The 13,123-nt window shown below is 67.9% G+C and carries 14 protein-coding genes; all 14 read right to left on the reverse strand.

The genetic code is table 11. The annotated features are described in order from the left end of the window. Nucleotides 1–31: 31 nt before the first annotated feature. The 14 genes from G5B31_RS13030 to G5B31_RS13095 all read right to left on the reverse strand — a co-directional run bounded on the left by G5B31_RS13030 (nt 32) and on the right by G5B31_RS13095 (nt 13,112). Nucleotides 32–1,336: an FAD-binding oxidoreductase gene (locus tag G5B31_RS13030; protein WP_165018573.1), complete on the reverse strand. Its 1,305-nt coding sequence runs from the start codon at nt 1,334–1,336 to the stop codon at nt 32–34. A gap of 5 nt (nt 1,337–1,341) precedes the next feature. After that, a complete protein-coding gene (locus G5B31_RS13035; protein ID WP_165018332.1) occupies nt 1,342–2,697 on the reverse strand; it encodes a glutamine synthetase family protein in 1,356 nt (451 codons plus the stop codon). 40 nt (nt 2,698–2,737) lie between these two features. Beyond that, nucleotides 2,738–3,460: a type 1 glutamine amidotransferase gene (locus G5B31_RS13040; RefSeq protein WP_165018334.1), complete on the reverse strand. Its 723-nt coding sequence runs from the start codon at nt 3,458–3,460 to the stop codon at nt 2,738–2,740. Between the two features lie 134 nt (nt 3,461–3,594). Next, nucleotides 3,595–4,929, reverse strand: a complete 1,335-nt coding sequence (locus G5B31_RS13045; protein ID WP_165018575.1) for a glutamine synthetase family protein — start codon at nt 4,927–4,929, stop codon at nt 3,595–3,597. A 195-nt stretch (nt 4,930–5,124) separates the two neighbouring features. Then, nucleotides 5,125–5,952 (reverse strand): ABC transporter permease, encoded by an 828-nt coding sequence (locus tag G5B31_RS13050; RefSeq protein WP_165018336.1) that lies wholly within the window; start codon nt 5,950–5,952, stop codon nt 5,125–5,127. Further along, entirely contained in the window at nt 5,949–6,830 is an 882-nt protein-coding gene (locus G5B31_RS13055; protein ID WP_165018338.1) for an ABC transporter permease, read from the reverse strand. Before G5B31_RS13055 ends, G5B31_RS13050 begins: the two co-directional genes overlap by 4 nt. Nucleotides 6,831–6,937: 107 nt before the next feature. Further along, entirely contained in the window at nt 6,938–7,690 is a 753-nt protein-coding gene (locus G5B31_RS13060; RefSeq protein WP_165018340.1) for a transporter substrate-binding domain-containing protein, read from the reverse strand. 50 nt (nt 7,691–7,740) lie between these two features. Next, entirely contained in the window at nt 7,741–8,451 is a 711-nt protein-coding gene (locus G5B31_RS13065) for a transporter substrate-binding domain-containing protein (protein ID WP_165018342.1), read from the reverse strand. A 4-nt stretch (nt 8,452–8,455) separates the two neighbouring features. Then, nucleotides 8,456–9,226 (reverse strand): ABC transporter ATP-binding protein, encoded by a 771-nt coding sequence (locus G5B31_RS13070; RefSeq protein ID WP_165018344.1) that lies wholly within the window; start codon nt 9,224–9,226, stop codon nt 8,456–8,458. Between the two features lie 141 nt (nt 9,227–9,367). Then, entirely contained in the window at nt 9,368–10,138 is a 771-nt protein-coding gene (locus G5B31_RS13075) for a phosphate/phosphite/phosphonate ABC transporter substrate-binding protein (RefSeq protein WP_165018346.1), read from the reverse strand. After that, nucleotides 10,135–10,584 (reverse strand): TerB family tellurite resistance protein, encoded by a 450-nt coding sequence (locus tag G5B31_RS13080; protein WP_165018348.1) that lies wholly within the window; start codon nt 10,582–10,584, stop codon nt 10,135–10,137. The genes G5B31_RS13075 and G5B31_RS13080 overlap by 4 nt, the downstream gene beginning before the upstream one ends. Nucleotides 10,585–10,623: 39 nt before the next feature. Further along, complete coding sequence (locus G5B31_RS13085) at nt 10,624–11,508, reverse strand: PhzF family phenazine biosynthesis protein (RefSeq protein ID WP_165018350.1); 885 nt, start codon at nt 11,506–11,508, stop codon at nt 10,624–10,626. Beyond that, nucleotides 11,505–12,284 carry a 23S rRNA (adenine(2030)-N(6))-methyltransferase RlmJ gene (gene rlmJ / locus G5B31_RS13090; protein WP_165018352.1) on the reverse strand — a complete coding sequence of 260 codons (780 nt, stop codon included), beginning with the start codon at nt 12,282–12,284 and terminating at the stop codon, nt 11,505–11,507. Before rlmJ ends, G5B31_RS13085 begins: the two co-directional genes overlap by 4 nt. 3 nt (nt 12,285–12,287) lie before the next feature. Then, nucleotides 12,288–13,112 carry a hypothetical protein gene (locus G5B31_RS13095; protein ID WP_165018355.1) on the reverse strand — a complete coding sequence of 275 codons (825 nt, stop codon included), beginning with the start codon at nt 13,110–13,112 and terminating at the stop codon, nt 12,288–12,290. Nucleotides 13,113–13,123 lie beyond the last annotated feature (11 nt).

Raw genomic sequence — 13,123 nt, forward strand, 5'->3', positions numbered from 1 at the left:
TGCGGGGGTGTGAAACCCCCGCTGCGACGTTTCAGAAGCCGATGCGGTCGCGGGTGGAGAACCAGGTCATCGCCAGCACCAGGAGCGGCCAGCGCAGCATCGCGCCGCCCGGGAAGCCGCGCTGAGGCAGCCCGGCCATCAGGTCGAAGCCGGCGGAGCGGCCGGCGGCGGCCTCGGCCAGCAGCTTGCCGGCCAGCGTCGCCAGCGCCACGCCATGGCCGGAATAACCCGAGGCCGACAGCACGTTCGGCTGCGGGCGGGCGAAGCAGGGCATCCGGTTCAGGGTGATGGCCAGGGTGCCGCCCCAAGCATAGTCGATGCGGGCGCCCTTCAGCTGGGGATAGACCTCCAGCATCGGCTTCGACACCGTCCTGACCAGATCGGGGAAGCGGTAGCCGTAGCTCTCGCCGCCGCCGAACAGCAGCCGGTTGTCCTCGGAGAGCCGCCAGTAGTTGACGACGAATTTGGTGTCATGGGCGGCGACAGGTTCCGAGAGGATCTCCTTCGCCCGTTCGCCCAGGGGTTCGGTGGCGAGGATGAAGTTGTTGATCGGCATCACCCGCGCCGCCACCTTCGGCTCCAGCCCGCCGAGATAGCCGTTGCCCGCCAGCAGGATGGTGGAGCAGGTGACGGCGCCTTCGGCGGTGACGACGCGGGGCCTGGCGCCCTGGCGGATTTCCAGCACCTCGCTGCCTTCGTGCAGCCGCGCCCCCGCGGCGGCGGCGGCCTTCGCCAGCCCGATGGCGTAGTTCAGCGGGTGGAGATGCGCCGCGCCGCGGTCGATCTCGCCGCCCTTGTAGACCTCGGAGCCGATCAGCGCCCTTATGCCGTCGCGGTCCAGCGGCTCCAGCTGCTCGTAGCCGTAGTCGCGGCGCAGCTTCTCGGCGTAAAGGTGCAGGTCGCGGACCTCGGCATCGGACCAGCAGGCATGGGCGATGCCGGGGCGCCAATGCACCCCCTCCATCGCGTGGGCCTCGATCAGGTCGCGGACCAGCGCCTTGGCGTCCTCGGCCATGTCCCACAGCCGGCGGGCGTCTTCGCGGCCCACGGCCTTCTCGATCCAGATCTGGTCCTGCCGCTGGCCGGACCCCACCTGGCCGCCGTTGCGTCCCGAGGCGCCGAAGCCGACGCGATGCGCTTCCAGCAGCACCACGCTGAGGCCCTTCTGCGCCACGTGCAGCGCGGCGGAGAGGCCGGTATAGCCGCCGCCGACGATGCAGACATCCGCCGTCGTCTCGCCTTGCAGCGGCGCGAAGGGCTCCAGCGGCACCGCGGTGGCGGCGTAGTAGCTGGCGGGGTATTCCCCCGCCCGGTCGTTGGCGTGGAGAAGGTTCAGGCCCATCAGACGTTCAGGAGCAGGTGCTCGCGCTCCCAGGGGCTGATGACTTGCAGGAACTCCTTGTATTCGTTGCGCTTCACCGAGTCGTAGACCTTGGCGAACTCCTGCCCCATCACATCCTTCAGCGCCTCGTCCTCGTCCAGCAGGTCCAGCGCGTCGCCGAGGTTGATCGGGATCTCGGCAGAGTCGAAATAGGCGTCGCCCTTGCATTCCGGCCGCGGCGCGACCTTGTTCATCAGGCCGAGATAGCCGCAGGCCAGGGTCGAGGCGATGCCGAGATAGGGGTTGCAGTCCATCCCCGGCAGCCGGTTCTCCACCCGCCGCGCGGCGGAGCCGGAGATCGGGATGCGCAGCCCGGTGGTGCGGTTGTCGCGGCCCCATTCCAGGTTGATCGGCGCCGCGAAGTCGGGGACATAGCGGCGGTAGCTGTTCACGTAGGGCGCGAACAGCGCCACCGCGGCGCCGAGGTGCTTCTGCATCCCGCCGATGAAATGCAGGAAGGCCTCGGTCTCCACCCCCTTCGGGCCGGAGAAGATGTTCTTGCCGGTCTTCGTGTCCACCACCGAGGTGTGGATGTGCATGGCGCTGCCGGGTTCGTCGGCGATCGGCTTGGCCATGAAGGTGGCGAAGCAGTCGTGGCGCAGCGCCGCCTCGCGGATCAGCCGCTTGAAGAAGAACACATGGTCGGCCAGTTCCAGCGGGTCGCCATGGGCGAGGTTCAACTCCACCTGCCCGGCGCCGCCTTCCTGCAGGATGCCGTCGATCTCCAGCCCCTGCGCCTCGGCGAAGTCGTAGATGTCGTCGATGACCTTGCCGTATTCGTCCACCGCCGACATCGAATAGGCCTGCTTGCCCGCCGCCCGGCGGCCCGAGCGGCCCATCGGCGGGATCACCGGCATGTTGGGGTCGGTGTTGCGGGCGGTCAGGAAGAACTCCATCTCCGGCGCGACCACGGGGCGCCAGCCCTGCGCCTCGTAGAGCGCCAGGACGCGGCGCAGCACGTTGCGCGGCGAGAAGGGGACCAGGTTGCCCTCCTGGTCCTTGGCGTCGTGGATCACCTGCAGGGTGATGTCGGCGGTCCAGGGCGCGGCGGTGGCGGTGGACCAGTCCGGCTCCAGGATCATGTCGGGTTCGGTGAAGGCGTCGAACGGGTTGTCGGCCCATTCGCCGGTGATGGTCTGAAGGAAGATCGAGTTGGGCAGGAAATAATTGGTCTGCTTGGCGAATTTCGCGGCGGGCATCGCCTTGCCGCGCGCCACCCCGGCGATGTCGCCGATGATGCATTCCACTTCGTCCACCCGGCGGTTGCCGATGTAGTCGCGCGCCGCCTCGGGCAGCTGTTCGGTCCATTTGGACATGGGTCACACTATGGTTGGGGGTGGCCCCCGCGGCCCGGGATCAGGCGCGGAGCTTCTCGGCCCCAGTGGGCTTGGCTTTGGTTTTGGTCTGGTGGTCAAGGAAGAACCGGGCGATCCGGTCCGCCATCTTCGGGCTGTCCAGCGGCGTGTCGATCCGGGCCTTGGCCTCGGCCAGGGTGCCATCGGGCACCAGGCCGGGGCCGCGATACTTGATCAGCCCTTCCATGAATTCCTTGCGGAATTCCGGGTGCGGCTGGACCGAGAACATCCGGTCGTCGTAGAGAAGGGCGGCGTTCTCGCAGAAGGGGGTGGAGGCCACCACCTGCGCGCCTTCCGGCTTTTCCACCACCTGGTCCTGGTGCCAGGCGTTCAGCGTGATCTTCTCGTCGCCGAAGTCGTATTCGGTGGGGCCGACCGACCAGCCGCCGCCGTATTTCTGCACCTTGCCGCCCATGGCCTGGGCGATGATCTGGTGGCCGAAGCAGATGCCGACCACCGGGACGCGGGCGGCATAGGCCTTGCGGATGAAGTCTTCCAAGGGCGGAATCCAGGGATGGTCCTCATAGGCGCCGAAGCGCGAGCCGGTGATCAGCCAACCCTCGCATTCCGTCACGCTGTCGGGGAAGTCGTTCCGCAGCACCGGCCAGCGGCGGAAGGTCAGGCCGCGGCCCGCCAGCAGGGTCTCGAAGAAATCCGGGTAGTCGCCCATGTCGGCGCGCAGGGCGTCGGGGGATTCGCCGGTCTGGAGGATGCCGATCTGCATCTTTGTTTCCCTGGTTTTTCTTCAAGGTGGGTCGTGTGGGGGGCGGCGGTCAAGAGGGATTGAGCGGGCGCGTCGTTCGCCTTCGGCTTCTCCTCGCGCGGGCGACGACAAGCCGAAGGCGCCGGAAGAGCCGCTCAGACCGTGTCGAGATAGAGTTCCACCCGCTCCTCGGGGGTCAGCTCGGCGATGTAATGCACCTCCTGCCGCTTGGTCTGCACCAGGTTGCGGATGATCTCCTTGGGCAGGAAGCGGTAGAGGATGTCCGAGTTCTCGAAGGCGTCGATGGCGGCTTCCCAAGTGGCGGGAATCTGCGGCAGGTCCATCGCATAGGCGTTGCCGGTGACCGGCGGCGGCGGCTCGACCGCATCCTCCAGCCCGGTCAGCGCGGCGCCCAGGATGGCGGCCAGCATCAGATAGGGGTTCACGTCGCCGCCCGCGACCCGGTGCTCGATCCGCCGCGCCGCCGGATTTCCGGCGGGGATGCGGATGGCCGAGGTGCGGTTCTCGTAGCCCCAGCTGATGGCGGTGGGGGCGTGCTTGTCGGGCACCAGCCGCTCGTAGCTGTTGAAATGCGGCGCGAACAGCAGGGTGGAATCGTGCATCGCCGACAGGCATCCGGCGATGGCATGACGCAGCTGCGCGGTGCCCTTGGGGCCGCCCGAGTCGAAGATGTTCTCGCCCTTCTCGTCGAGGATCGAGAAATGGGTGTGCAGGCCCGAGCCGGAGTAATCGGCATAGGGCTTGGCCATGAAGCTGGCGGCGAAGCCGTGGCGGCGCGCCAGCCCCTTGACCAGCATCTTGAACAGCCAGGCATCGTCGGCGGCGCGCAAGGCGTCGTCGCAATGCATCAGGTTGACCTCGAACTGCCCGAGTCCGGTTTCCGATGTGGTGGTGTCGGCCGGGATGTCCATCGCCTCGCAGGCGTCGTAGAGATCGGTGAAGAAGGTGTCGAAGGCGTCCAGCGCCCGGATCGACAGCGTTTCCGCCGCCTTGCGCCGCTTGCCCGACCGCGGCGAGGCGGGGACCTGCATGGTCTTGCCGCTGTCGTCGATCAGGAAGAATTCCAGCTCCATCGCGCAGACCGGGGTCAGGCCGCGGGCCTTGTAGCGGTCGACCACGGCGCGCAGCGCGTGGCGGGGATCGCCCTCGTAGGGCTGGCCGTTCTCGCGGAACATCCAGATCGGCAGCAGGGCGGTCGGCGCCTCCAGCCAGGGCATTGGCATGAAGCCGCGTTCGGTGGGTTTCAGCACGCCGTCCTGGTCGCCCTGTTCGAACACCAGCGGGCTGTCGTCGATGTCCTCGCCCCAGATGTCGAGGTTCAGGACGGAGAAGGGGAAGCGGGTTCCGTCCTTCACCACCTTGTCGGCGAAGCGGGCGGGGACGCGCTTGCCGCGGGCCTGTCCGTTGAGATCGGCGGCGGCCACGCGAATGGTCCGCACGTCGGGGTGCTTTCTGAGCCAGTCCTTCATCATGTCAAATCAGGAAAGGCACGGTCCCCGCGCCCGCAGCCGCCGGTGGTTTCACCGCGGCCCGCCTGATGCGCAAGTTCGGACCATGCCCTTGGTCCTTCCCTTGGTTTCGATCGCCTTCCCGCGGGGCCCTGGTTTTCGGCTTTGCCCGTGGGTCCGGGCGGGTGCCCGGATAATTTGATCAAAAGTAACCTACTACCGGATCAGGTTCGGACGCAAGCGGATTCTCTGCCGCCGGTTCGAGGGCAGGTGCCGGTTCAGCCGCGTGTTGACCGCGCCATAGACCGCCGTCACCGCCAGCGTCAGCAGGATGAAGTAGAAGGCGACGATGGGGTAGGGCACGAAGGGGTTGAAGGTCTTGTCGGCGAAGTAGTTGGCGTAATAGAGCGCGTCGCCCTTCTGCGCGAAGGCCGGGAAGCCCGAGAAGAACACCAGCGTGGTGGCGTGGAACAGGAAGATCGCCTCGTTGGTATAGGCCGGCCAGCCGAGCCGCAGCATGGTCGGCCATTCGATGCGGATGAACCTGTTCCAGCCGGTCAGGCCATAGGCCTCGGCGGCCTCCAGGTCGCCCTTCGGAATGGATTTCAGCGCGCCGTAGAAGATTTCGGCCGAATAGGCGGCGGTGTTGAGGAACAGCACGAACAGCGCCCCCGCCCAGGCCCTTGTGGTCCAGGAGGTGTTGACGTGCAGGCCGAGGATGTCGATCCCGGCCTTGGGCAGCAGCACCAGCGCCTCGTAGGCCAGGAAGAACTGGATGAAGAGCGGCGAGCCGCGGAAGACGAAGACGAACCATTCGGCCGGCTTGCGGACCCAGGGGTTGCGCGCCGCCTTGGCCAGCGCCACCGCATTGGCCAGGAAGAAGCCGAAGAACAGCGCCAGCGCGCCGAAATAGATGTTCCAGATCAGGCCCGAGCCGATCAGGGTGAACTGCTGGCACAGGGTGAAGTCGGTCTTCGGCAACAGGTTCTCGCCGATGCCGATGGAGCGCAGGCCATAGGCCTGGATGGTTTCCCAGCAGGTCATGCGGCGGCCTTCCTCAGCGCTTCGCCTGCCGCGGTGGCCTGGCCGTGGCTCAGCCGCCGGGTCAGCCGGGCGAGGCCGATCTCGGACAGGCGGGTGCAGCAGAGATAGAACACCATCAACCCGAGGAAATACCACAGCCGCCAGTCGCCATGCGGGTATTCGTAGGCCTGGGTCTTCGATCCGCCCAACTCGCGGGCGTAGTAGACGATGTCCTTGACGCCCAGCAGGAACAGCAAGGGCGTGGCCTTGATCAGGATCATCCACAGGTTGCCGAGGCCCGGCAGCGCATAGACCCACATCTGCGGCACCAGCACGCGGCGGAACACCTGGCGGTGGCTCATGCCATAGGCCTCGGCGGTTTCCAGCTGCGCCCGCGGCACCGCGTTCATCGCGCCGTAAAGCACGTTGGCGGCGAAGGCGCCGAAGACGATGGCGAAGGTGACGACGGCCAGCAGGAAGCCATAGGCCTGGTGCCAGATCTGCGCCGAGGCGCCGAGCGGCACCTTGGCCTGCGGGCAGACCTTGAATTCAAGGCCCTGGCGGATCGGCTCGGACCAGTCGGGGCAGACGAACTGGTGCTTGGTCCATTCGATCATCTGGTCCAGCGCGATGACGAAGAACAGGAAGAACACGATGTCCGGCACCCCGCGCACCATCCAGATATAGGTGCGGCCCAGCCAACTGACCGGCGGGATATGCGACCGCGCCGCGGTGGCGCCGGCGAAGCCCATGGCAAGGGCGACGGGCGCGGTGATGGCGAGAAGCGCGATCACGGTCAGGAAGGAACGGTAGAAGTCCAGATGCTTGGCCGAAGTCAGGTAGCAGAAGGCCCAGGTCAGGCCCTCGATGGATTTCGGATCGGCGCAGGCATCGAACATCGGCGGGTCCGTTCGGCAGGCGGATTTTCGACGAAAATCCGTGGGTCAGGAGGTTCGGCGAAGACAAGGGGGCCGGGGCGGACAGCGCCGCCCCGGCCCCGGCAGGCTCAGCAGCCCTGCTTGCCTTCTTCGCCCCAGTGGATGGACTCGGGGCCGAAATATTCCGGCTTCAGGATCATCGCATCCAGCGTGCCGTCGCATTTCATCGACTTGATCGCCGCGTCGAACTTGCCGCGCAGCTCGCCGTCCGACTTGCGGAAGCCGATGCCGATGCCGCCGCCGATGGATTCCTCCTTCTCCAGCAGCACCAGCTCGCCGCCGGATTCAGCCGCCACCGGGGCGAGATAGTCCTTGTCGGCCAGCACGGCCACGGCCTCGCCGTTCTTCACCGCGGCGACGGTTTCCTCGGGCGTGGCGTATTCCACCACCTGCATCCCGTTCTCGGCCACGAAGGCGGCCTGGATGGTGCCGGTCTGCGCGGCGATCGGGCCGGAGGTCAGGTCGACATCCGGCGTCAGCGCCAGATAGGCCGAGGGCGAGTTCGGCAGGTAGGGCTCGCTGAAGTCGATCACCGCCTTGCGCTCGTCGGTGACGCTCATCCCGGCGATGATCAGGTCGTAGTTGCCCGATTGCAGGTTGGGGATGATCGAATCCCAGTCGTTGGTCGCCCAGGTGCAGGTCAGCCCGGCGCGCTTGCAGAGTTCATCCCCCAGCTCGCGCTCGAAACCGGCGACCTCGCCGGCGTCGTTGATGAAGTTGTAGGGAGGGTAGGCGCCCTCGGTGCCCATGCGGACGACATCCTGGGCCAGGGCGGAGGTGCCGAGCGTCAGCACGGCGGCGGTGAGAAGCAGCTTTTTCATCAGGGTCTCCCGTTGGTTTGCTTCGGTTGTCGCGGCCGCCGGTTCCATCTTCAGAACCAGCGGGATTCGAGTGTGGCGATGGTGCCGTCGGCCTGCATGGCGCGGATCGCGCCGTTCAGCCGGGCCAGAAGGTCGTCGTTGCCCTTGCAGACCGCCATGGCGGTGCCCTCGTCGCCGATCTGCACCTCATAAAGCAGGTCCAGCCCCCCGGCCGCGAAGCGGGGCGCGAGGTCGGGGCGGATCTCGAAGGGGCCGAAGGCCAGGTCGGCGGCGCCGCCCTCCACCGCCCGCAGGGTCTGGTCCTCGGTGGTGTAGGCGCGGTAGTCCAGCCCCTCGTCGCGCAGCCAGGCTTCGTGCAGGGTGCCGGACTGCACGGCGATATGGGCGCTGTCCGGCGCGGGCGCGCCGGGGGGACCGACGAACCATTCGGTGTCGTCGGTCTGCTGGTAGGGGATGGTGAAGTCGACCAGCGCCCGCCGTTCCGGGGTGATCGCCATGCCGCCCAGGACCACGTCGAAACGGCCGTCCATCACCCCGGGGATCAGCTCCTCGAAGGCCACCCGCCGCCAGTCGCAGGCCAGATGCTCGCGGCTGCAGATCTCCGCCATCAGCTGCTGCTCGAAGCCGGTCAGGCCGCCGTTCTCATCCACGATCATGTAGGGCGGGAAGGGGGCGTCGGTGCCGATGGTCACATGCCCGTCGCCCGCCGCCGCAAGGGTCAGCGTGGCGCCGAGGGCAGAGACGGAGGCGAAGCAGCCCATCGGATCAGGCCGCCGTGGCCGACAGGAAGCCGCGCAGCCGTTCGGTCTGCGGGTTGCCGAACAGGGTGGCGGGCGCGCCCTCTTCCTCGATCCTGCCCTTGTGCAGGAAGATCACGTGGTCGCTGCAATCGGCGGCCAGCTTCATGTCGTGGGTGACCAGCAGCATGGTGCGGCCCTCGTCGGCCAGCGCCTTGATGACCCGGACGACCTCCTGCTCCAGCTCGGGGTCCAGCGCCGAGGTCGGCTCGTCGAACAAGAGCGCCCGGGGCTCCATGCACAGCGCCCGGGCGATGGCGGCGCGCTGCTGCTGGCCGCCCGACAGCTGCGCCGGCCAGGCATCGGCCTTGTCGGCGATGCCGACCTTGGCAAGGTATTCCCGCGCCTTGGCCTCCACCTCCTTCGGGTCGCGCCGCAGCACCGTCACCGGCGCCTCCATCACGTTCTGCAGGATGGTCATGTGGGCCCAGAGGTTGAACTGCTGGAACACCATCGACAGGTTGGTGCGGATGCGCGTCACCTGCGCCCGGTCGGCCGGGTGGCGGTGGTGGCCCGCGCCCTTCCAGTGCACCTCCTCGCCCTCGAAGCGGATGGTGCCCTGCTGGCTGTCCTCCAGGAGGTTGCAACAGCGCAGCAGCGTGGACTTGCCCGACCCGGAGGAGCCGATCAGCGAGATCACGTTGCCGCGCGGCGCCACCAGGTCGACGCCCTTCAGCACCTCGAGGTTGCCGTAGGACTTGTGCAGGTCGCGAATTTCGATGACGGGGGTGTCGGCCATGGCTCCCCTTCGGTTCCCCTGATGGTCCGGCGGCGTTCTGATGCGCCTGTCCGGGTGCTGTCTTTGGTTCAATAGGGCGCAGTTTTCGCCGCATTGCAACGGAGATTCAGCCCGGAAAAGCCTGCCGTGGCGTCGATTTGATCAATTCGTCATGCCGAAGTGCCGGGGCGGCGGCGGGGTGGGAACCGCCAGATAGGCCGCGGCGGGAATCGCCACCAGCCCGCGCAGGTGCAGGGTTGCGCGGTCCTCCGGCGCCAGCGCGGCGATGGCCCCTTGCAGCGCGGCGAAGAGCGACGGGCCATCGGCGCCGGCGGCGGAGATATAGGGCAGGGCGGGGGTCGGCGCGGTCTCGGCGACGACCTTCAGCCGGTCGGCGGCGGGCTCCTGCCCCTGCAGCATCGCCCAGGTCAGCGCGTCCACCCCGGCCAGGTCGGCCCGCCCCTCCGCCACCGCCTGCACCGAGAGCCGGTGGCCGCCGCTGCGCAGCGCGGGGCGCGGCGTCAGGCCCAGCGACAGCAGGTGCTGCGCCGGCCCGGCCCAGCCGGATTGCGACAGGTCCTCGTTGAAGGCCATCGGGGCATCCGCGAAGTCCCGCAGGGTTTCGCGCGGGTCCTCCCGGCGGGCGACGAAGACGGAGAGGTAATGCCCGGGCGGGCAGCCGGGCAGGCCGTAGTCGGGGGTGCCGACCAGCGTGACATGCCCGTGCAGCCGGGCGCGGTAGGGATAGCCGCAGGTCTGCGACAGCACCAGGCCGGGGTCTTCCCAGGCCGGCCAATAGGCGCCCTCGCCGCGGGTCAGCGCCTCGGGCGCCCGATGCCCCGCCGCCCGCAGGGCATCGCGGGTCAGCGCCCAGAGCCGGTCGTTCGCCGCTTGCGCCGGGCCGAAGTCATACATGCCGAGGCTGGCGATCATTCCCGCCCCATCGCCCGTTCGGCGGCCTGCCGCGCCTGCGCGTTCTCGACATCGGACAGGCCCAGCAGGTTCGCCACCAGCCGCATCAGCCGGTCCTCCTCGGCCTCGCGCAGGCCGTCGGCCAGCGCCACCGACCACAGCGCCTGCACCAGCCGGGCGCGGTCCTCCAGCGCCGTCGCCGCCTTCAGGGCGCGGGTGAAGCGCACGGTGTCGGGGGCCTCGGCCTCCAGCACCTCGGCCTCGGCCCGCAGCCTGGCCGCCTCGAAGGGGCCGATCGACAGGTCCTGCATCAGCACCCGGTCGATCCGCTCCACCTCCTCGGCGGCGTAAAGCCCGTCGGTGCGGGCGGCGCGCACCATCAGCGCGGCCAGCGCCAGATGCGCCTCGGCCTCGGGCAGGGCGGGCGGTTCGGGGGCGAGGAGACGGCGGAGGAAATTCTCGAACATGGGCGGAAGATAGGGGCTTTGCGCTGCGCGCGCCAGCCGTCACGGCAGCCGCAAGCGCCCTTCGCCGATCCGCACCGCGCTGCCGGCGATGCGGACGCGGGTGAGCGCGCCGCCCGCCGCTTCGATGGTCAGCCGCAGCAGGGAGGGGCGGCCCATCTCTACCCCCTGGTGCAGCGTCAGGACCGTGGTTCCGTCCGCAATCGCGCCGTTGGCCAGAAGCTGCGCGGCCAGGATCGCGGTGGCCGATCCGGTCGCCGGGTCCTCCGGGATGCCGGCTGTGGGGCTGAACATGCGGGCGCGGTAGTCGCAATCCGCGCCCGGCGCGTAGAGATAGGCGCTGTCGACGCCATGGGCCGCCATCAGCCGCGACCAGTGCGGCTCCACCGGCCTGGCCCGGGCCAAGGCGTCCAGACTGCGGACGGGGGCATAGAGGAAGCGCGGCCCGCCCTCGTGACAGCCGGGGGAGTGCGGGCCGAGGTCTTCCGGCGCAAGGTCCAGCGCCGCGGCCATAAGCGCCGGATCGGGCGCGGCGCCGGCGGGGAAAGGGACCACCGGGGCGGTCAGTTCCGCGAGGGTCCGCCCGCCCTGCCGGGTGACGGCGACAGGGACCAGCCCCGCCTCTTCCTCCAGCGTGATCGTGGCGGAGAAGTCGCCTTGATGCGCCTCTTCCGCCAGCAGGATGGCGCAGCCGATGGTCGGGTGGCCGGCGAAGGGGATCTCGGCGGTGGGGAAGAAGATGCGGACCCGGGCGGTATTGCCTGCGTCGCGCGGGGCCATGACGAAGATGGTCTCCGACAGGTTGAACTCGCGCGCGATGGTCTGCATCTGCGCCGCGGTCAGGCTGTCCGCCCCCGGCACCACCGCCAGCGGGTTGCCGGCGAAAGGCGTCTCGGTGAAGACATCCAGGGTGTGGAAGCGGATCATCTCAGGCCCTCGTAAAGCGCGCTCAGCCGGGCGGCCTCCTCCGCCAGCCCCCAAGGCGGGTTGACGAAGAAGAGGCCCGAGCCCTCCATCCGGTGCCCCTCGCGCGCCGGGGGGAAGCGGACCTCGTGGCGCAGGTGGCCGGGATGCTGCGCCTCCAGCGCGCGCAGCATCGGCAGGTGCGGCGCCCCGCGCAGGATCGGATACCACAGGATCAGGATGCCGACGTTCCATTTCCGCGCGACTTGCGCGAAGACCCTGGGGATGCGGTCGTAATCCTCCTTCACCTCGTATGAGGGATCGCAGAGCAGGAGGCCGCGGCGCGGCGTCGGCGGGCAGATCGCCAGCGCCAGGTCCAGCCCGTCCGCCTTGTGGACATGCGCCCCCCAGGAGGAGAGCGTCTCGGCCAATGCCGCGTGTTCCTGCGGATGCAACTCCGCCAGATGCAGGCTGTCGCTTTCCCGCAGCCCGAGCGCGGCGATCAGCGGCGAGCCGGGATAGGCGTCGGCGCCATACATCGCCCGCACCTCGTCCAGCCGCTCGCGGTAGGGATGGCCCTCGGCGAACCAGCCGCCGTGCTTGAGGATGCCCTGCGCCGCCTCCCCGGTCTTCTGCGCTTCCGGCCCGCCCAGCCGGTAGAGCCCCCGCCCGGCATGGGTCTCGATATAGCTGAGCGGCTTCTCCTTGCGCGTCAGGTAATCCAGCACCCAGGCCAGCAGCGCGTGCTTCTGGACATCGGCCAGGTTCCCGGCGTGATAGGCGTGCTGGTAGGAGAGCATGGGTTATCTCTGGGCTTGCCTGCGCACCGACTCGACGAACTGGGCGCGTTGCCCCTTGATTTTCGCAAGGCCTGCGTCATCGAAGCGGCCGCTGCCGATCAGATACAGAACCTTGTCGAACGTGTAGGGGGTTACGTCTGCCTCTTTCGCCAGTTCGATCAGTCGCCGCTGGACCACATAATCCGGCGCATCCCGTGGGCAAAGCTCCAGGTCGAAGAGAAGGTTGCGGATATGGGTATCCGGTTTACCATAGCCGGGAAATCCGGATTCCTTGATGAAATCGCATGCAAGGGTATAGCCGAGGCCGAAGACCTCCTGCGAGATGACAAGGGGCAAAGCGGCAGAGTTGCGCGGGTCTTCGATCAACTGTTCTGCCCAGCGATAGAAATCGCCAACCTCGGGAAAGCTTTCGACAAATGCTGCCGCCGAAAGGGTGGATTTGGCGAACTGGAGCCAGATACTTCGATCACCGCTGTCCCGGGCATCTTTGGCCCGCGTAACGCCTTTCTTGAGGTGTTCCAGCAGGGCTTCGTGTCCTGCCCCCCATTTCTTCAGCACTTCGGATGCGTCATAATCCAACAGTGCTTTCCTCAATTCGTTAGCGGTCTGTTGGATGGTCGCACCCGATCCCCAAATGACCTTCGCCTTCATGTTGGCATTTGTCACCGAACCTAGAAGTCGGAAAAACAGCGCTTTTTTTGTCTCATGACGCGAGTGGACCGTCATGGCTGTTGCATGGGCAAGAATTTTCTCTCTGTGCCCGTCGGTTATCTTATCTGCAAAGTCACAGGCACGATCAAAAAGCTCTTTCCCGGTGATGGGTCCCACGTCACTCTCCT

The sequence above is a fragment of the Rhodobacter sp. SGA-6-6 genome (assembly GCF_011043545.1).
Classification (GTDB): Bacteria; Pseudomonadota; Alphaproteobacteria; order Rhodobacterales; family Rhodobacteraceae; genus Pseudogemmobacter.

What these genes read in the sequence shown, in the direction of transcription:
- G5B31_RS13050 (WP_165018336.1), bottom strand. Translation starts at nt 5,952, where the DNA reads ATGACCTGCTGGGAAACCATCCAGGCCTATGGCCTGCGCTCCATCGGC.
- G5B31_RS13070 (WP_165018344.1), bottom strand. Translation starts at nt 9,226, where the DNA reads ATGGCCGACACCCCCGTCATCGAAATTCGCGACCTGCACAAGTCCTAC.
- G5B31_RS13080 (WP_165018348.1), bottom strand. Translation starts at nt 10,584, where the DNA reads ATGTTCGAGAATTTCCTCCGCCGTCTCCTCGCCCCCGAACCGCCCGCC.
- G5B31_RS13075 (WP_165018346.1), bottom strand. Translation starts at nt 10,138, where the DNA reads ATGATCGCCAGCCTCGGCATGTATGACTTCGGCCCGGCGCAAGCGGCG.
- G5B31_RS13065 (WP_165018342.1), bottom strand. Translation starts at nt 8,451, where the DNA reads ATGGGCTGCTTCGCCTCCGTCTCTGCCCTCGGCGCCACGCTGACCCTT.
- G5B31_RS13060 (WP_165018340.1), bottom strand. Translation starts at nt 7,690, where the DNA reads ATGAAAAAGCTGCTTCTCACCGCCGCCGTGCTGACGCTCGGCACCTCC.
- G5B31_RS13035 (WP_165018332.1), bottom strand. Translation starts at nt 2,697, where the DNA reads ATGTCCAAATGGACCGAACAGCTGCCCGAGGCGGCGCGCGACTACATC.
- G5B31_RS13045 (WP_165018575.1), bottom strand. Translation starts at nt 4,929, where the DNA reads ATGAAGGACTGGCTCAGAAAGCACCCCGACGTGCGGACCATTCGCGTG.
- rlmJ (WP_165018352.1), bottom strand. Translation starts at nt 12,284, where the DNA reads ATGCTCTCCTACCAGCACGCCTATCACGCCGGGAACCTGGCCGATGTC.
- G5B31_RS13055 (WP_165018338.1), bottom strand. Translation starts at nt 6,830, where the DNA reads ATGTTCGATGCCTGCGCCGATCCGAAATCCATCGAGGGCCTGACCTGG.
- G5B31_RS13085 (WP_165018350.1), bottom strand. Translation starts at nt 11,508, where the DNA reads ATGATCCGCTTCCACACCCTGGATGTCTTCACCGAGACGCCTTTCGCC.
- G5B31_RS13040 (WP_165018334.1), bottom strand. Translation starts at nt 3,460, where the DNA reads ATGCAGATCGGCATCCTCCAGACCGGCGAATCCCCCGACGCCCTGCGC.